Annotated in this window: 13 protein-coding genes; 9 read left to right on the top strand and 4 right to left on the bottom strand. The window is 50.8% G+C overall.

The window, feature by feature from the left end; genetic code table 11:
- Positions 1-19: 19 nt before the first annotated feature.
- From icmH to JCM12308_RS28690, 8 genes are read left to right on the top strand one after another with little or no spacing between them, the layout of a single operon-like run.
- Positions 20-1,441 (top strand): type IVB secretion system protein IcmH/DotU, encoded by a 1,422-nt coding sequence (gene icmH / locus JCM12308_RS00670; protein WP_208608689.1) that lies wholly within the window; start codon positions 20-22, stop codon positions 1,439-1,441.
- On the top strand, positions 1,438-1,587 hold the full coding sequence (locus tag JCM12308_RS28675) for a hypothetical protein (RefSeq protein WP_208978139.1): 150 nt from the start codon (positions 1,438-1,440) through the stop codon (positions 1,585-1,587). Before icmH ends, JCM12308_RS28675 begins: the two co-directional genes overlap by 4 nt.
- Entirely contained in the window at positions 1,560-4,754 is a 3,195-nt protein-coding gene (tssM, locus tag JCM12308_RS00675) for a type VI secretion system membrane subunit TssM (RefSeq protein ID WP_208978140.1), read from the top strand. The genes JCM12308_RS28675 and tssM overlap by 28 nt, the downstream gene beginning before the upstream one ends.
- Complete coding sequence (locus JCM12308_RS28680) at positions 4,736-5,065, top strand: type VI secretion IcmF C-terminal domain-containing protein (protein ID WP_208978141.1); 330 nt, start codon at positions 4,736-4,738, stop codon at positions 5,063-5,065. The genes tssM and JCM12308_RS28680 overlap by 19 nt, the downstream gene beginning before the upstream one ends.
- 50 nt (positions 5,066-5,115) lie before the next feature.
- Positions 5,116-7,854, top strand: coding sequence for a hypothetical protein (locus JCM12308_RS00680; RefSeq protein WP_054782555.1), 2,739 nt, complete (start codon positions 5,116-5,118; stop codon positions 7,852-7,854).
- A gap of 46 nt (positions 7,855-7,900) precedes the next feature.
- Positions 7,901-10,612, top strand: a complete 2,712-nt coding sequence (locus JCM12308_RS00685; RefSeq protein ID WP_208978142.1) for a hypothetical protein — start codon at positions 7,901-7,903, stop codon at positions 10,610-10,612.
- On the top strand, positions 10,543-11,163 hold the full coding sequence (locus JCM12308_RS28685) for a hypothetical protein (RefSeq protein ID WP_208978143.1): 621 nt from the start codon (positions 10,543-10,545) through the stop codon (positions 11,161-11,163). Before JCM12308_RS00685 ends, JCM12308_RS28685 begins: the two co-directional genes overlap by 70 nt.
- Before the next feature lie 30 nt (positions 11,164-11,193).
- The gene (locus JCM12308_RS28690; protein ID WP_208978144.1) at positions 11,194-12,645 is read left to right on the top strand and encodes a hypothetical protein; all 1,452 of its coding nucleotides are present in this window, start codon (positions 11,194-11,196) and stop codon (positions 12,643-12,645) included.
- Here the strand turns inward: JCM12308_RS28690 and JCM12308_RS28695 are convergent.
- Positions 12,624-12,782 carry a hypothetical protein gene (locus JCM12308_RS28695; protein WP_208978145.1) on the bottom strand — a complete coding sequence of 53 codons (159 nt, stop codon included), beginning with the start codon at positions 12,780-12,782 and terminating at the stop codon, positions 12,624-12,626. The genes JCM12308_RS28690 and JCM12308_RS28695 overlap by 22 nt on opposite strands.
- A gap of 21 nt (positions 12,783-12,803) precedes the next feature.
- Here JCM12308_RS28695 and JCM12308_RS28700 point away from each other — a divergent pair, with 21 nt between their 5' ends.
- Positions 12,804-14,342 carry a hypothetical protein gene (locus JCM12308_RS28700; RefSeq protein ID WP_208978146.1) on the top strand — a complete coding sequence of 513 codons (1,539 nt, stop codon included), beginning with the start codon at positions 12,804-12,806 and terminating at the stop codon, positions 14,340-14,342.
- An 80-nt stretch (positions 14,343-14,422) separates the two neighbouring features.
- Here the strand turns inward: JCM12308_RS28700 and JCM12308_RS00695 are convergent, their stop codons facing one another.
- From JCM12308_RS00695 to JCM12308_RS00705, 3 genes are all read right to left on the bottom strand, one after another.
- Positions 14,423-15,511 (bottom strand): endonuclease/exonuclease/phosphatase family protein, encoded by a 1,089-nt coding sequence (locus JCM12308_RS00695; protein ID WP_054782556.1) that lies wholly within the window; start codon positions 15,509-15,511, stop codon positions 14,423-14,425.
- Positions 15,512-15,665: 154 nt separating this feature from the next.
- Positions 15,666-17,036 (bottom strand): L-serine ammonia-lyase, encoded by a 1,371-nt coding sequence (locus JCM12308_RS00700; RefSeq protein WP_014285425.1) that lies wholly within the window; start codon positions 17,034-17,036, stop codon positions 15,666-15,668.
- Positions 17,037-17,106: 70 nt separating this feature from the next.
- Positions 17,107-18,384 (bottom strand): aromatic amino acid transport family protein, encoded by a 1,278-nt coding sequence (locus tag JCM12308_RS00705; protein WP_014285424.1) that lies wholly within the window; start codon positions 18,382-18,384, stop codon positions 17,107-17,109.
- Positions 18,385-18,791: the final 407 nt, after the last annotated feature.

The following is an 18,791-nucleotide window of genomic DNA, read 5'->3' on the forward strand; positions in this document are numbered from 1 at the left end:
GGACAGAGGAGCTGAGATTATGGCAAAGAAGGATTTCACTGCCCTTTCGGTGGATTCGATCGACACTGTCATCTCTACTGATGCCCCTAATCCGGATCATATGGAACCGGGTGCCACCAATCTTCCGGCTCAAACGCCTGCGGGCTATTGGTTCCTCGGGGCAGATGACATTCAGTTCGTGCCCCTTGGCAACAATGCACTCGTAAAAGCTGCGAGCAGTTTGCTTGCGCTTGCCGCACGTCTGCGGAACCATTCGCAGCACCGGGATGTGAACGCTCTTCGATCTCACGTCATCTCTGAAATTCGTGCATTTGAACACAACTCGATGCTGGGTGGCCTTTCGTCCAAGACCATTCGCATCGCACGCTACGTTCTCTGTGCTACGCTCGATGACATCATTCTCAATACCCCCTGGGGGAGCCGCAGTATCTGGGCAACTCAGAGCCTTGTGAGCAACTTCCATAAGGACGTGTCCGGTGGTGACAGATTTTATGATCTATTGAGGAAGACGCAGGCCAATCCAAGTCGTGACAAAGATCTTCTGGAATTGTTGTATCTTTGTATTTCACTCGGGTTCGAAGGCCGCTTGCGGATCATGCCGCAAGGCACCAACACCATGTCGCGGTTGCGCTATGGTATCTCTCGCCTTATCCGTTCGCTACGCGGTGATCAGGAAACAGATCTTTCCCCCCACTGGCGTGGTGTTGAGGATGCCTACAGGCCGCTGAAGTGGTCTATTCCGGTCTGGGGGATCTTCTTCGGTGCTGCTGTGCTCGGACTGCTGATTTACGGCATATTGCTGTTCTGGCTTGGTGAGAAGAGTGAGCGTATTGCATTTCAGTATGAATCCCTCATCAACACCAGTCCAATCGATCTGACGCATCAACCGGCACCACCACGCGCAGCATTGCCTAATCTGCCTCAGCAGCAGGTCACTCCGGGCACACCGGGTAGTCCTTCATCACCACAGGTTGTTCGCAGTTCAACGGCGTATCAGCAGATCAGTGCCTTCCTTGCCACTGAGATCCAGCAGGGCCTCGTGGTTGTGATGAATGCCAATGGGAATGTTGTTATTCGTCTGACAGGTTCAGGCATGTTTGCAACGGCACGCGATACGTTGACGGCTCGGTTTATTCCAGTTGTGAACCGCGTGGCAGAGGCGCTCAACACACGTCCGGGCAGGATCAACGTGGTTGGATATTCTGACAACATCCCAATCCGGAACGCCCAGTTCAGAAACAACGTGGCGCTTTCCAAAGCACGCGCGCAGACTGTGGCTGATCTGATCAAGGTTCGTCTGACTGACAAGAACCGTGTGAGAGCCATAGGCAGAGGTTCTGCTGATCCTATTGCTTCCAATGCAACGGCTGAAGGGCGCGCGCAGAACAGGCGCATCGATATTACGCTGATCCCTAGCACTGGCCAGGGAGGTCAGCAATGAGTAGACTCAAACGCTTTTTCCCCTTCTGGTTCGTTACGCTCCTCATCACACTGATCCTGTGTGCAGTTGTCTGGATTTATGGTCCAAGCCTTTCCATTTTCGGCGCCAAGCATTTGCAATGGCTGTGGTGCGTATGCTGGTCGTGATGGGCCTGCTCATGATCTGGGCGGCTATCAACATTGCGCGCTTATCTCGCCGTGCACGGGAAGCTGAGGCGAAAAACGAAGAGGAAGAAGAGGAAGAAGAGCCTGAGGTCGACCCAGACGAGCTAGCAAAGAACGAGGCTGCTCTTGTAACCACCAAGGTGGAAAAGAGCCTGAACATTCTTAAAACAGCCAGTGTTGACGGGAAACTCGGGCGCCGCGTTATCTACCAGCTTCCGTGGTATCTGATGATTGGTCCGGAAGAATCCGGCAAGACCACTGCCCTACTCCGGTCAGGCATGAAATTTCCATTGGCTCACAAGCTGGGTCAGAAAGTGGATGCTGCGACCGTGGAGCCGACGGCGGAGTGTGAGTACTGGTTCAGCAATAACGCAATTATCGTGGACAGTGCTGGTCGTTACACGATGCAGGATCAGGACGAGATCATTGATGCGTCCGGCTGGAACACTCTTCTCACTTTGATTAAGAAAAATCGTCGTCGCCAGCCACTCAACGGCATGATCATTGCGATCAATCTGGCAAAGCTGGTGACGTTGCGATCTGACCAGCGTCTTGATATGGCCCGGACGGTCAAACAGCGCGTCAAAGAGGCTGAGAAACAGCTTGGGCTTAGATTTCCGATCTACGTGATGTTCACCAAACTGGATCTGATCGCTGGTTTTACGGATTACTTCCAGATCCTTGGTCGTGATGAACGGCATCAGGTTTGGGGTATGACCTTCCCTGTTGATGACGGGAAATCTTCAGAGAACGCGATCAGTCATTTTGACGAGGAATATGAACTGCTGATGGAGCAGCTCAACTCACGTGTTTACGACTATCTCAATAAAGAAACCGATATTCAGCACAGAAGTCTGATCTTCAGCTTTCCGCAGCAAATGGCGTCTTTACAAACAGTGCTGAACGATTTTCTCACTGAGATGTTCCGACCTAATCGTTACGAAGACCGCAGCTTCCTGCGTGGTGTTTACTTCACCTCAGCAACTCAAGAAGGGCAGCCTGTCGATCTGTTGGCGGGTTCTATTGCGCAGGCTTATGGGGTTGGCCGGCAAGCCCTTCCCTCCGCCCCATATGAGCGGCATGCTTACTTTCTCGAGCGTTTATTCTTTGACCTGATCTTTGGTGAGGGCAACCTTGCAGGCGAAAGCAAGCAAGTGATGCGCAAGCAAAAGATCAGGAAACGTCTTTCACTGGCTGCTTGCTTTATAGCTTTGGCATTCCTGACGACCGTCTGGGTCATTAGCTATGAACTCAATCAGGAAAATATCATCAATCGCGCGAATGCGGACCTGAAAGAATTTCCGAAGTTTGCTGATCGCATTGATGCAGTACGTGTAAATGATGCGAACTATCTGGCTGTGTTGCCGCTGCTGAACTACTTGCGCGATCTGCCCGGAGGGTACTCTGATCAGCAAGAGAAACCACCTCAGAATGAGCGTTGGGGTCTTAACCAGATTCCGATTGTCGCTGAGGATGCTGATGCGCTCTATCACAATGGGCTGGAACGCTACCTCCGTCCCCGTATGATGTTGCGTCTTGAGCAGCAGATGGTTGCGAACATTGATAATCCTGAGTTCCTGTTCGAGGCTTTGCGCATTTATCTTGAGCTTGCTGATAAAGGACCAATTGAACCTGAGATCATTCAGCGTTGGGAAGAAACAGACTGGCAAACGCTCTACAGTGATCCACGTCAGGTCACGGAACGCGAACAGCTCTCCAATCACCTTGCCGCTTTGCTGCAACAACCTTTCAAGGTTCGGATTGATGTGAATACACAGTTGGTTAACCAGGTTCGGGAAATCCTGAACGCGCAACCAATTGCAGAACTCGCGTATTCCTTTATCAAGGCTGGACAAGCTGCACAGAATTTGCCGGAATGGCGTCCTGATGAAGCTGGTGGTTCTGCCACCACACGCGTCTTTACCCGCTCCTCCGGGAAACCGTTAACCGAAGGAATACCTGGACTTTACACCTATGATGGCTTCCACGGTGTCTTCCTACCTCAACTGGTGGACAGCATTCAGAGCTTCGTTCGAGAAAGCTGGGTGTTGGGTCCCAATGGCCAGCTTGAGAACAAGGAAGAGACGGTTACTCGCATCGAACGCGGTGTCCTTGGACTTTATCTGGACGATTATGCACGTATGTGGGATGCGATGTTGGCAGACCTGAGGATCGTGAAGTTCGGTAGTTTGGCACAAGCCACTGACGTCATTAACACCGCCTCCGGTCCCAATTCCCCAATCCGAAACATGCTTGTTTCTGTTGCAGAGCAAACCCAGCTGACCCGTACTGAGGCTCCTTCCAGTGCGACTGGTATTGCCCAGAATGTGGCTGGTGGTGCTGCACGGATTGCACAGGAAGAAGCCCGCGCAACAACCAACCTGAGGCAGCAGCAGCTGGTTGAAGTTCTAGGTGAAGCTGTCCCGACCAGTGAAGGCGGTCCTAGAACCGCGCCTCCTGGGTCCTCCGTTCAGGCCCGGTTTGAGGCACTTGATAACTACACATTGGGCAGCGGCAGCGGTACGACGCCCCTTGATGCATTATTGATGCAGGTCACTGATCTTTATCGTGAGTTGAACCGAATTCTGCTTGCCAACAACAGTCAGCAGGATGCGCTTAGCTACATTCTTGGTGGCGGTAGTGATGCGGTTAAGACGCTTAAGGACGAGGCCCCTAACCTGCCGATGCCGTTGCAGAGCTGGATACAGGAAATGCTTCAGTTTTCATCTCAGGTGACCTCTAATGATGCACAAAAAGCAATCAATGCGGCCTGGGATTCTGAAGTTTTGCCACTTTGCAGCACAGCTTTGACAAACCGGTATCCGGTGGCTGATGGGCAAAAAGCTTCTGTCATGCTGGATGACTTTTCGACCCTGTTTAAACCCGGCGGTAAGATTGAAGCGTTTTTCAATACCAACATCAAATCCTTCGTCGATACATCCAGCACACCATGGAAATGGAGAGATGGTGAGAACGCTCGGATTGGGGTCTCCAAAGACAGCCTTCAAGTCTTCGAAAAAGCTAACGATATTCGCAACGCATATTTCGCAAATGGGGGGGATAAACCATCTGTTGCATTCACGATGACCCCACTGGATCTGGATATCGGATCTACCGTGTCGCGCTCACCGTGGATGGGACGACAGTAAGCTATGCACATGGCCCGTCTCGCCCCGTTGAACTGAGTTGGCCCGGCGATGGCGTCCCCTCTGCTAGCCTGGCATTTTTTCCTGAGGTTGCTGGAGAAGCTAACTCCATCAATCTCAGCGGACCCTGGTCCCTCTTTAGATTATTGGAAAAGGCACGCGTAACGAAGACTGAGATACCTGATCAATACAAGGTGAGATTTTCGCTTGGAAATCGTTTTGCCACCTTCAATCTCATCGCGAACAGCGTGAACAATCCATTCTCCGCAAGGCTACTTCAGAATTTCACCTGCCCCAAGGAGCTCGACGCATAGAACACCGGTTAAGTGGTTCTCTAAAATAACAATACTAAGTGGAGCCTCGAATGTCTGACGATCAACTAACACCCGAACAACTCCAATGGGTGCAAGCGGTTTATAAAGCTCTTGGCTGGACCTTTAAGGAAAAGGAAGAGGCTGAACGTGAGACAGCTGCCGCAATCAAAGAAAAAGAAGAAAAAGAGATTGCACAGGCCACTGCCAAAACCAAAGCTGAAGACGACAAGAAAATCGGCGCTGCCGTTACTGAAGCAACTGCAGAGCGCATTAAGCAAGAGAGTGATGAAAAGCTCAAAGATGTTACTGCTCAGCTCACCGACCTGAAAGCAGACGTCAAAGATCACTTTGTACATGAAAACGAAGACACAGATTCAGACGCAATGGCGGCACTTGCAACTCAAAGCAAGCAGCTTCTGGAACGACTGAACTCTGTTTATGGACATAAGAAGGATTTTGAGAAGTATCCAAGTGAAGCGATTGCATTTGATAAGAGCTATGAGAACGCTAAAGCGCTTATCCAAGCCGCTGCTTTGGAGATCAAAACCAAAGATACAGATGGCGCGCACAACAGCCTGCTGGATGCAGAATCTACCATTGATGACATGCAGGCGCTTTGGCAAGGCGTTGTTGCAGCCGCCAAGAGCCAGCCTGCCGAGCCGCCAGTTCCAGCAGAACTGAAGCCAAATGTGATGGAAGTTGGTCAAGGTATCAAGGCCATGACAGCTATCGGCTTCTCTGGCCCAGCAGAACGACTTGGCAAAACCTTGAAGGATGTGAGAGCTGCCAAACTTGGGAAAGATGACCCTGCTTGGGAAATCCTGCTCTATGAGACTGAGATGGCGGTTGCAGCCGTTGTTGAGTTCAATCAGCTTAAGACACATATTCAGAAGCTTTCGACCAGTTTAAGAAACTCAGGTTTGACGGATGCGGCTGGAAATGTTGAGGCTGACCTCGACAAGTACATGGCAGACTCTGCACATACAGTTCCAACCATTCGCAGTCTGTTGACATCCCTCAAAGCTTCCGCTGCGCACAAGAACAGCATGCGGAAGGAAGAAAAGTGGGATGCGGCTCAACTGAGCGAACGAACTGAGCGTTTCCGTGATGATCTTAAGAAGCTGGTTCTTTATGACAAGGACGGCAATCTTGTCACGAAGCCGGATGAGCGCCGTGCCGTCAAGCGGGCGGGCGATGTGCCCGGTCTAGATAAGGATGTGATGATCCAGATCCCACGCCGCCCCAAAGATGCCAAAGAAATTCCTCGCAAGACCATCGATAGTCTGCTTGAGACCTTTGACTTCTTGGATGAGCTGAAAGCTTCTGGCGTTACCGGCGTGGAAGATATCGCCGTTGAGGAGTTTTTGAAAGCTGAGGCCATTCTTTCTGGCATTCAGAAAGACCCTGGCGGCTACAAGAAGCTTACGAAAAACCTCGATAAGCTTCGTGAAAAGGTCGATAAAATATCGAAAGGCAAGGAAGGTGCCTACTACATTGAGGAACGCCTGCGCCTGAAAGATGACATTGACGAGCTGGAAGATGAAGCCCTTTCCATGAACATTGAGAAGGCTTTGACAGCTTGTACCGATATGGAAGCCAAGCAGCTTCATCCACTTGAGGAAGGTGTTCGGAAAGCCGTGAAGAACCGCGAGCTGTTTGACACCAAGGTCAAGATTATCGAGAGCCAGTTTACGGAGATACCAAAGCTCCTGTCCCAGATGGGCAAGGCTGATCCTAAGCTGGCCAAGATGATTGGTTCTCTCTTCGCTCCTGATGAGGTCAAGCAGTATCACGGTGAACTGGACCTTTTCTTCGATCAGGCCAAAGACCTTGCTTATAACGCGACCACGAACGATGAACTCGCTCACTCACTGGATCTTGCAAACCGTCTGATCTTCCGTGTTGATCGTTTTGTGCTTGAGTTGGAAGGCCAGTTGAGCCACCTGCATAAGCTTGCCGAAATGGAAGCCAAAGGTGAGAAGATCACCGATGCAGATCGTTTCAGCGCAGAAGAGTTGAAACACTTCAAAAAGCTAGAAGACGACTACAAGAAGGGTGTTGCCCGCAAGAAAGAGCAGAAGGAAGCGAAGGAAGCCTTCCTTGCCAAGTCTGGCCCGCTCAAAGATGAGCTGGATATGATGACGTCGAAAGACATCTCCATCAAGCGCATCCTTGCTTACTACAAGGGTGTTGAACGTGTTGATCCAAGCAAGTTCGATACCTCACGGCTGAAGGAACTTCGGCTTGAAATTGCGGATCTTGAAGAGAACTCTGATGCGTCTCATTCGCATAAAGAGAACCTTGCCAAGCTGAAAGAACTGGAAAGTGCTCTGGATGCAATGCGCGGTGAAATCACCGGTTTCCGCGAAGACATTGCCAAGGACATTTCCAAGTTCTCTGACAACTGTCTCACGCGTCTTGATAAGGCCAAGAAGTACATCGACGGCACATTTGTGAACGCGGTGAAGGACAAGCAGGATGCAGGTGAAGAAGCCGTGGATGTGGCGGCCCTACGTAAGTTCGCCTCAAGTATTTCTCAGCCTCTGGCCCTCGCAGAACTGCCGAAGAATGTAGCTGTGATCGCAGATAAGTCAAAAGACCTGAAAGAGCGCAAAAAAGCGCGAGAAAACGCCCTTAGGCAGGTGCGTCCACTGATTGCGCAGCTCGATAACAGTAAGGCCATTCAGCTTTATATGCGGCACCCGTTCAGTGACTTGCCGAATGATCTGAATATTCTGCGTCCTGAGCTGGTTCAGCTTGAAGTGAAACTTCTGTCGCTTGGCGGCTAAAATATAACCAAGAAGGGTCGAAAACGACCCCATCGTGGAGTTTGTTATGTCTTTGACTCCCTCCCAGATCGAATGGCTTTCTCAAGCCCAGGGCGGTGTTGAAAGCTTCGAAGCAGATAGCGAAAACGACGAGAAGAAATCTGCCGAACTGACCAATATTTTAGCCAAATTGGATGCAGACAAAGCAGTCATCCAAAAGGCTCAGGATTTCCAGATTGAACTGGCTCGTGATCCCGGTTTCTTCAAGCGGAAGCTACAGAAAACCAAAATGGATTTTATGACGGGTGACATGCAGACAGAGGTCGATTCCTATGCCGATGTGACCTCCGAAACACCCCTTATCCCTGCCGAGAATGTTGATGCATTAAATATAGCATTCGACAAAATCCTTCAGAGGCAGGCAGAAATGCTTGCTGCCAAAAAGAAGGATGGAAAAACACGACTTTTCACGGATGAAGACATCACCCGTGAGCTGTGGACTCCTTTGGTTCGTCAAGGGATCATCCCTTCCAACCTGGTTCCGGATAAGTACAGCCAGTTTGTGCAGATGTTTCAGGGCGCTTCGGAGATCTACGAGAACAAGCTTGAACAGCACAGTGAAACAGCTTCCAGATATGAGAATACTCTCGAGGCCATTGGCTTTGCACGAGACGTGGTCTCACTGGCCGGTACTGTTGGTAGCACAGCGATTACAATTGCAAACTTTGAAGACCAATCTCAGTCATTGGCAGAAAAGCGCGAGATTGCCGCCAAGCGTCAGGTTCTCAAAAGCAAGCAAGATCAGATCGCAGGTGATCTTCGCACTAAATTGAAACTTGGACCGAATACGACAGACGGAGAAGTCCTGGATGCTGCTGCAGCGGCCCCAGATGGCAAATACGCCTGTGAAATCCAAAGCTACCAGAATGTTGAACTCGCTCAAACACAGCTGGTTGAACAGCTGATGGGGCAAACCAAGCTCTTCGAAGAAGAGAAGGCTTTGCTGACCATGTCCACCTCTTTGTTGGATGGTGGTCTGGCGATGGCTGAGAAAGGCATCCAGTTTTCAGAGCGGCAAAAGAATGCGAGGAACACTCTTGCATTTGCGCAAGATGCGGCAGACGTCGTTGCCAGTCAGGTGAAACTTGCGTTGGAAGCAACCAGCAAAACCTATGAACACGAAGAACATCAAACAACAGACAAAATTGAGTTTGCAGGCGCAGCTGATAAGGAAACTCTCCAGAACCTGTCTTACGCATCCGGTGCTATCACTGCAGCTATTGAGGCCAATCAGGTTGCACGGAAAATTGTATTAGCAACACAAGCAAAAACCACTAAAGAAATAGAAAATGCTGTTTTGCAGATTGCTGGTTCAGTTGCCGATACAATCGCTGAAGCGCTTTTTGCAGCAGGTGATGTTCAGGGATACGTCGACACCGGCAAAGAAGATTCCAAACACACTCTCAAAGATGAGCGTAAGACGTTCGCCTATGGTGATCCCGATTCCGGTCCAGGTCCTGGAAATGCAGCTGACCAGACCGAGCTTATCGGTGTTTCAATCAAGGCATTTTTTGTAGCAGGCGTTAATGTCGGCACAGCCGTCAAGGCGATAAAAGATAAAGATTACAAAGCCTTCGGAGAATCTCTCGTTCTGGGTCTCATGCAGGCTGCCTCATCTGCGACTACAGGCCCCCTCGCCGCTATGGCTAAACCTGACCTTGCTCTAAACACTGAAGAAGAAAAAGAAGAGCTCGGCAATCTCACTCCCCGTGAACTGATGGCACGGAAACTGGATCGGTCTGGCTGTGCCTTTGTGCGAACGGAGCGAGAAAAGTTTCTCGATGGATTTCAGGATCCAAGCTACCTACACACAATCACCAACAATATGCGTGAGATGCAGGACGCTTTTCGCGAGGCGAATGAAAAGAAGAAGATGGATGCGGAAACGCTGAAGCGCACCAATGCCGCAATCCAGAAACTTGAAGCCAAAAAATCCTGGGATGCTCTTGCTGATTTCAAAAAGAAACAATCAAAAAAGAAAGACCGCGAAGAGTTTATGGCGCAACTCGAAGCGGACGTGGAAGCCGAAACCAAGGCTCTCAAGAACCTAATCGCGGAAGCCTCTCCTCCACCTGATCCGAAGGATGGCGAGGCGCTTGCCAAGTCTATGGAAGCCGTTGAGAAGTTGATTGCAGACATCAAGGCTTCTGAGATGCAGTACAAGTTGATTGAAAAGATCGCCAAGGGCGGTGTTCAGGTGCTTGTGCGCGTCGTGCCGGCCACTGGCATGGTGGAAGCCTGCAGGAAGCTTGCTTTTGACGCAATCGCCCTTGGTAAGAAGGCGGCTGAGGTTGAGAAATGGCGCCGTAATGTGAAGATGGCGCAAACCTCCAATTCGCCCTACTACCACGCCTGTAAAGAACGCCATACGCAAGCGGCTGTTCAGGTGAGCCAGAAGACAATCAATACGTTCTTGTCCATGATTGGCGTTGCAACTGAAGCGGCTCGCCTTGCTGACTCAACACAGGCAGCCACCGGCATGTCGATGGTCAAGAACATGGGCCAGGCTCTTTCTGACTTCGGTTACAAGACCTATGGCCGTGCGAAGATTGTCTTTGGTTGGCGGAAGTATCTTGATGCGCGCAAAAACCCAGAGAACCGCAAGAAGCTCGTGAAGCTATTGCTTGGAACTCCACGCTTGCCAAGTGTGTGTTGGCCTATGGCATTGTTGAGGAGCGCGATCCGATTGCACAACAGGTTGGCCGTAACTGCGGCCTGACACCTGAAGTGTTGGTTTCCAACTCGGATGTTTGTGCGGCGGTGGTCCGCTACTTCGAGACACTTTATAGCGAAGACCCTGTTGTTCTTCGCCGCGTTCCAAAGGTCACCAACTGGCATCCAGGTACGCCTGATCTTACCCTCAAGAGCTGGTTCAGCTTCAAGCGTGCGGCCTCCACAAAGGCTTACCCGCTGATGGCGAAGGCATCCTGTAAGACACCGGCTATTGATCAGGCCTTGAAGGGGCTTCACACGCTGTGTGGTGGTGACCCTTTCAATTACCCATCCGTACGTGATGATCTGATGTCCGATGAAGCGTGGCAGGCAAAGATCGTCACTTTGGCCACCGACGTGAAAAAGCATCTGGAAACCCTTGAGAAAGAGTTCAAAGGATTCCGGCCGGTCAACGCTGAGCCGAAAGATCCTAAAACTCAGGCGTGGCAAGGTGGAAAGTTGCATGTCGAGATGTCGGAAGTTGCTGATGCTTTGAAAGCGCAGGCAACACTGATCCTTCGAGATGTGAATTCAGATCTGAAAACCTACACAGCTTAACCCGTTCTCCTCTGTGATTTGGAGTTTGTCATGACTTTTACCTCAAAGCAGCTTGATTGGCTCAAAACAGCGCAACAAGGCGCCGGCGAGTTTGAACAAAACTCCGAGCGTGTTGCTGCCAAAGCTGGCCGATTGAATGACATTATGACCAAGCTGGATGGGGACAAGGAAACCATTCGCGAGGCCCAGAATTTTGAAGTCACGCTGGCGCGAAATGAGAAGTGGTTCAAGCTTCCCGGCTCTGGCACGAAAATGCCCTGGATGACCGGGGATATGCAGACGGAAATCGATACCCGTGCTGACATTCGCGCTGACAGTGGTGAGATCAATGCCGAAACGCTGAAGAAGCTGAATGCCGCTTTCGAGCGCATTCTGGCTCGTCAGGCTGAGATGATCGCCGCAAAAGACAAAGACGGCAACGATATGTTCTCTGAAGAGGACATTACACGAGAGCTTTGGACACCCCTCGTACGTGAAGGGATTATTCCTTCCAATCTGGTGCCTTCCAGATACAGCCAGTTTGAGAAGATGTTCAAAGGCGGCTCCAAGATCTACGAGCAAAAGCTTGAAGAGCATAGCGAGACGGCCTCCAAACATGAGAATGCGCTTGAGGCTATCGGATTTGCGCGTGATGTGGTTACTCTTGCTACAGCCATCGGATCCAATGCCATCACCCTGGCCAACCTGAATACGGTGGCAGAAGGAGCACCAGACAAAGATCAGATTTCTGCCAAGCAGGAAGTTCTGAACAATCAGAAAGGCCAGGTGACCGGAGACCTGCGCAAGTCTCTCAATATGGATGCGAATGCGAGTTCCGAAGATGTGTTAAAGGCAGCGAAGGAAGCCGGATCTTACGGAGATCAGCTTCAGAAGGTCTCCAACATTGACAATGCCTTGAACTCGCTGAGTGACAACCTTTCCAAAGACGCCAACTGGGTTGCCGAACAGCGCGCCCTGTTCACGGCAACAACCACTCTGCTAGATACAGGTCTGGCAGCAGCTGAGAAAGGTATCGTCTTTTCCGAACAGAAAGGTAAGACCGCGGCGGATAAGCTAAGTTTTGCCAATGAAGCGGGAGAGCTGATTGGTGAGCAGATCAAGAATGTTCTTTCTGCTGGTGCTGCCTTTGACAAATCTGCCTCAGACAGAAAAGGCGAAGACGATCACGGCAACATTTTTGAAGGCGTTTCCGGCCTGATTGACGTTGCAATGGCTGGTGGCCGTGTATCTGAAAAGATCCTGCAAGCCACTCAGGCACCGGATAAGGAAGGTGCGCAGGAAGCTGTTATGTCCATTATTGGAACTCTGGCAGATTCCTTGAGCACCACCATTTCCTCCGGCGCACAACTGAGCGGAACAGAGTCCTCAACACCTGAGATTGTTGGAGAGGCGCTTAAAGCCGCGATGATTGCCACAACGGATGCCGGAGCAGCGACAAAAGCATTGATTGATGGTGACTATCAGCCTTTGCCGAGGCGCTGACGGGTGGTCTTGCGAACCTTGCCAGTGCAACTGGATCTGATGCCATCGGTGATGCGATTTCCGGGAAGATCCAGCCTGACCAAGGCGAGCTGACGGAAGAAGGTGAAGCAGAGACTGAAGGTCTGACCCCACAGCAAATTCTTGAGAAAAAGCTGAAGTTGGCAGGTCCAAGTGCCGGTGTTCAGAGCGTTGAAAAGAGCATGGCGCTGCTTTCTGACGATGACATCATGGCAAACGTTAATGCTCTGCTGACTGGTGGTATCGGCAAACTGCAGAAGCCGGGCCGCGATGAGAAAGACGCAGAGATCGTTAAGAAGAACACGGCTGCTGCGCTGAAAAAAATCGAAGAACAAAAGACAGGCAACGCTCTTGCTGATCTGAAGACGAAACTCGCTGATCCAAAAGAACGCAAGGAGTATATGGATAAGATCGAGAAGGAAGCGGAAGAAGAGCATAAAGCACTTCAACAGCTGATCGAAGAAGCTTCGTCTCCTGAAGATCCAAATGATGCGAAGGCCGTTGAGAAGTCTCTGAAAGCAATCGATATACTGCTTGCAGATATCAAAGCTTCTCAGATGAAGATGAAAATGATCGAGACCATCGCCAATGGTGGTGTGAAAGCGGTCACGACTATTTTCCCCGTGACAGGTCTTGCGGAGGCCATTCGCAAGCTGACCATGGATGCTATTGCACTGGCGAAAAAGTCAGCTGAAGTTGAGAAGTGGCGGAAGAACGTCAATCTCGCGGAAGCCAGTAACTCGGTTTACTACCATGCAATCAAAGAACGCCATACGCAGGCTGCCATTCAGGTGAGCCAGAAGACACTCAATACGTTCTTCTCTGTTGTTGGTGTGGCTGCCGAGATCGCGCGTCTGGCTGACGCGACACAAGCCTCAGCCGGTATTTCTGCTGGTATGAACATGGGGCGTGCACTTTCAGACTTCGGCTACAAAACCTATGGTCGCGCAAAGATCATTTATGGCTGGAAGAAGTATCAGGAAGCCCGCAAAGATCCGGCCAACCGTAAAGCAGCCCGCGCTGCGATTGCCGGTAACTCTACCCTCGCCAAGTGTGTACTTGCCTATGGCATCGTGGAGGAGAAAGATCCTATCGCCCGGCAGGTTGGCCGTAACTGCGGCCTGACACCAGAGGTGCTGGTTTCCAGCACTGATGTTTGCTCCGCTGTTGTGCGGTACTTTGAGACACTTTACAGCGATGACCCTGTGGTCCTGCGCCGTGTTCCAAAAGTCGAGAACTGGCATCCTTGCACGCCGGACCTTACACTGAAGTCCTGGTTCCTGTTCAAGAAAGCAGCAATTACCCGTGCTTATCCACGAATGTCGCAGGATAGTCGGCTGACACCGAATATCGACCGGTCCATCAAAGAGTTGCACAATCTGTGTCATGGAGATCCGTTCAAGTACCCAGAAGTACGCGATGAGCAGCTCAGTAAGCCTGATGGCATGAAAGCTGTTGTTGAGTATGCCACTCAGGTGGACACTGAACTGGAAAACCTGAAGAAGGCTTTGGATGCCTACTCGCCTGTGGCTGCCAAGCCAACTGATCCGAAGGTTGAGAAATGGACCGCTGGTGAGCGTCACTCAGAGATGGAAGCTGTTGTGGATGCTATGTCTGCGCAGATTGAGCTGGTGCATCGTGAGATTACAGCGGACCTGAAGCTCTATAACACCGCATAGAGTCCAAAAACCTGGCATGTAAAAACCGGTCTGAATGTTCAGGCCGGTTCTTTTTTGTCTGTACCAGTTGAGAGACGCTATCAGAAGCGTCTCAGGAACCGCATGAGGACTGGCCAGTGGTCGCTGGCACCCTGATTATTGTCTGCGTCAAAACGCTTTGGACGCACCTTATTGCGGGCATCCTGCGCATACTGTCTTGGATGGGTAACGACTGTGTGGAAGCTGCCCAAATCTGCAAACCATGTGCTGTTGCTGTCCTGGTCAGGGCGCAAAGCGCTGGAGACGAGGATCATGTCCAGGAATGACCAGCTCTGGTCCCTGTAGTAGAACGCACTGCCAGGTGCGGCACAGCCTACGATCTCAGGCGGATAACTCCAGTGCCCTTCCCGCGCCAGGGCCTGAAACTCACCATTTTGCACGTCCGTACAATTGAAGTTGAAGTCACCAGCAGCCACTACATTGGCATCTTCAGGAAGCTTTGCGCGCTCTTTGTTGAGCACTTCCATCGCATCTTTGCGACATTGGTAAGCAGCACCTGATGGGAAGTGAACGCCGAAGACATACATGCTTTCACCGTCAGGCATTTCAAACTCTGCCTTCACGATGTCTCGGGTTGGCTTACAATCATGAGTGTTCTCATCCCCTTCCCCGAACACGGTGATGGTTTCCGGCTCGCCCTTCAGCGGAAGACGGGAGATGATGCCGACGTCGATACCGCGGTTATGCTCGTTGTTGGAAGTGTCTAACTGAACGACAGACTTGTAATCCAGTCCCGAGAGAGCCTTATTGACCAGATCATCCAACACTTGTTTGTTTTCTGTTTCAGGTAAAACGAGAATATCAGGCGTTTCCGGGAACGAGCGGATGACTTCACCAAGGGTCATCAGCTTTTTTGAATAGCTCTCTTCCCCCCAGTTCAGCTCAATGCACTGTTTGTAATAGTGGGAGCCCTTTTCGTTATAGCTTTCGCAAGCTTCCTCATGTTCCTTGCCACGAGCTTCTTTCTCTTCCTTGGAGAGATAGGTGTCATCTTGTGGGTTGTTCTCGTCATCGATCGTGTCAAAGAGATTTTGGACATTGTAGCTGACGACCGTGACAGGTTTGTCTTGGGCATAAGCTGCCGGCATCGCCAGCCCCAGTATCGTTGCGCCTAGTAACAAGGATTTCATGGGTTTCTCCCTTTTTTCTTTAGGGAGTACCAAACAGGAGTTAGTGGCCGGTTCCGAGTGCTCGTGCAGTTTTAAATGTTTCAGGGATTTGAAGGCTCAGACGCAAAAAAGCTGACCCGTGGGCCAGCTTTCTTCATAGGTTTGATTGCCGTGTTTATTCGGCTGCAATCGGCACCACTTTCAGCGCCAAGCCACCCTGCGAGGTTTCGCGGTACTTGGCTAGCATGTCTTTGCCGGTTTCGTACATGGTCGCGATGACCTTATCGAGGGAGACGCAAGGATCTGAGTTTCTGCGCATTGCCATGCGGGTCGCGTTGATCGCTTTAACAGAAGCAATTGCATTGCGCTCGATACATGGCACCTGCACCTGTCCCAGAACCGGGTCACATGTGAGGCCTAGATTGTGCTCCATGCCGATTTCAGCTGCAATGCAGACCTGAGCCGGGCTCGCACCCAGAAGCTCTGCAAGGCCTGCTGCTGCCATGGAACAAGCGACGCCAACTTCACCCTGACAGCCGACTTCAGCACCAGAGATGGAGGCGTTGGTCTTGTACAGCGCTCCAATGGCGCCTGCAGCGAGGAAGAACTTGGTATAGTGCTCTGGCTCAAGGCGTTCGATAAACTTGTCATAGTACGCGAGAACCGCAGGAATAATGCCTGCTGCGCCGTTGGTTGGGGCTGTTACAACACGGCCACCAGCAGCGTTTTCTTCAGATACAGCCAGTGCGAACATGTTGACCCAGTCAACAGTTGCCATTGGGTCGTTGCTGCTGCGCTCTGTTGCTGTAAGCTGACGGCGTAATGCAGCTGCGCGGCGTGGTACCTTCAGAGGGCCTGCCAATAGACCTTCCGTGTTGCTGCCACGCTCGATACCATCGCGCATGACGTTCCAGACACGGCCGAAACTTTCACGCAGTTCTGTTTCACTGCGGAATGCTTTTTCGTTTTCCAGAACCAGAGCAGAGATGCTCATGCCGTTCTGGCGGCAGTGATCGAGCAGTTCTGCTGCGTATTTGTATGGGTAAGGGACAGCAACTTCGTTGGTTGCTTCCTTGCCGAAATTCTCTTCATCAACAATGAAGCCACCGCCGATGGAGTAGTAGGTTTTGGAGAAGATCTTTTCTCCACCTGCAAAGGCATGAATGCGCATACCGTTTTCGTGCAGTTCCAGCGCTGGACGGTGGAATGTGATTGCATCATTTGGGAAGTCAACCACGTGGCAGTGCATGCCAACCGGAAGGCGTCCTGTCTGTTCTACGCGCTGGATGAACTCTGGAATACTGTCAATATCAACGGTTTCGGGAGAGTTTCCACCAAGTCCCATAATGATCGCTGTGTCTGTATGGTGACCTTTACCTGTCAAAGACAGTGAACCATAAATGTCGACTGCAATACGCGTCACATCACGTAGTTTATCCTGAGCACGCAGACTATCAATGAACTGCTTTGCCGCTTTCATAGGCCCGACTGTGTGGGAGCTGGATGGACCTACACCGATTTTGAAGATGTCAAAAACGCTGAACATAACGTGAACCTCAGTGGGAGAGAAAAACCGGTGTCCGAAGACACCGGTTCAATTTTGTTGGTCGACCTTCTTAGAAGAGGCCTTTTACGATCGCGGAGATTGCGATGACGCCCATTACGGTGATGAAGATGTTGGACAGCGCACCGTCGTACTTCTTCATGCTTGGGACTTTTTTGATTGCGTACATTGGCATCAGGAACAGGATTGCTGCGATGAACGGAGCACCCAGAGATTCAATCATGCCAAGAACGGATGGGTTGATGATTGCAACACCCCAGACGGAGAAGAAGAAGAATGCAACGAGGAGAGTGTTGAATTTCTTTTCGCCGAGGCCTTCAACAGCCTTTGGAGCAGCTTTTTTCGCAATACCTGCAAGACCTTCTTTTGCACCGAGGTAGTGGCCGAAGAAGGAAGAGAAGATTGCAAGGAACGCAACCAGTGGACCCATGAAGGAGATCAGTGGGCTGTCAAACACGTTTGCAAGGTAAGACAGGACTGGAAGGTTCTGCTGTTTTGCTTCCATCAGCTGTTCAGGAGACAGTGCGAGAACGCAGCTGAATACGAAGAACATAACGAAGCCAAGGAGCATCACAGAAGCGCGCTTCAGGATGATGTCGGACTTTGCAACTGCATTATCACCATGCGCTTCACGCTGAGCCAGAGCCATGGAGGAAACGGCTGGGCTGTGGTTGAAGGAGAAGATAAGCATTGGAATGGTGAGGTACACCACTGTCAGCAGAGTTCCAACTTCTGGAATGTTGTCGAAGCTCATTGCTTCAAAAGACCAGGATGGGATCAGGTAAACGGACATACCGAACAGGATGAGAACCAGTGGGTACACCAGAAGCTCAGTTGCTACGAGCATCAGGCGACGGCCTAGGATCATTACGCCCATCATCATTGCAACGAGAATACCAGACAGGAGCCAGCGTGGGATTGCAGGCATTGCGAGCTGGTTGACGATGAAGCTGTCGATGGTGTTGGTAATCGCGTTACCGTAGATCAACACGATTGGGTAAATCGCGAAGAAATAGAAGAAGGTAATCAGCAGACCTGCTGTTTTACCGAAGTGCTCTTCAACCACGTCAGTGATGTCTGCGTCTTTGTTCTTGGAGGAGAGAACAAAGCGAGCCAGTGCGCGGTGAGAGAAGTAGGTCATTGGACCTACGAGAGCTGCGATCAGGATCAGCGGCCAGAAGCCTTCAAGACCTGCACGGATTGGAAGAAACAGAACGCCGGCACCTACTGCAGTACCGAACATGGACAAAGACCAGGTAAGATCTTCTTTTGTAAACTTTACCGTTTCTTTAGGGGCGACTTCGACTTCGGTCGCATTAATGCTTGACATTTCTTTTATATCCCCATGTGCCACTCATGTGCCCTAGGAGAATTTCCCAGTCTCTCTAGGACGGGGACCTGATATACTTATGTTAAAATTTTAAGACCATACGTTTAAATACACATCACGCGCGCCATAATAACGCAGCGATATAAGATACGACTTCCGTTTAATAGCGCGCAGCACCATGAAGTGTGCAACAATCTGCCGCGGACACGTAAATCACTCGATTAAATAGTATTTTTCAAGGAAACCGGATTAATTGCCGTTTGCGTCACTGAAGACTTCATATTACTTAAATATGACGCCCCGCTAATATATGCAGTCAACATACTGTTTCACAACGGTATATCACTGACCTAGAGGTACTTTAGGGCATCTGTAGTATTGAAACTACGTAGTATTGCATGCTGATG

This window comes from Pseudovibrio denitrificans JCM 12308, assembly GCF_001310815.1.
Lineage (GTDB): Bacteria > Pseudomonadota > Alphaproteobacteria > Rhizobiales > Stappiaceae > Pseudovibrio > Pseudovibrio denitrificans.

Excerpts from the sequence above, each read along its gene's own strand:
- JCM12308_RS00685 (WP_208978142.1), top strand. The coding sequence starts at position 7,901 with ATGTCTTTGACTCCCTCCCAGATCGAATGGCTTTCTCAAGCCCAGGGC.
- JCM12308_RS00705 (WP_014285424.1), bottom strand. The coding sequence starts at position 18,384 with ATGTCAAGCATTAATGCGACCGAAGTCGAAGTCGCCCCTAAAGAAACG.
- icmH (WP_208608689.1), top strand. The coding sequence starts at position 20 with ATGGCAAAGAAGGATTTCACTGCCCTTTCGGTGGATTCGATCGACACT.
- JCM12308_RS00700 (WP_014285425.1), bottom strand. The coding sequence starts at position 17,036 with ATGTTCAGCGTTTTTGACATCTTCAAAATCGGTGTAGGTCCATCCAGC.
- JCM12308_RS28675 (WP_208978139.1), top strand. The coding sequence starts at position 1,438 with ATGAGTAGACTCAAACGCTTTTTCCCCTTCTGGTTCGTTACGCTCCTC.
- JCM12308_RS28690 (WP_208978144.1), top strand. The coding sequence starts at position 11,194 with ATGACTTTTACCTCAAAGCAGCTTGATTGGCTCAAAACAGCGCAACAA.
- JCM12308_RS00680 (WP_054782555.1), top strand. The coding sequence starts at position 5,116 with ATGTCTGACGATCAACTAACACCCGAACAACTCCAATGGGTGCAAGCG.
- JCM12308_RS00695 (WP_054782556.1), bottom strand. The coding sequence starts at position 15,511 with ATGAAATCCTTGTTACTAGGCGCAACGATACTGGGGCTGGCGATGCCG.
- tssM (WP_208978140.1), top strand. The coding sequence starts at position 1,560 with ATGGCTGTGGTGCGTATGCTGGTCGTGATGGGCCTGCTCATGATCTGG.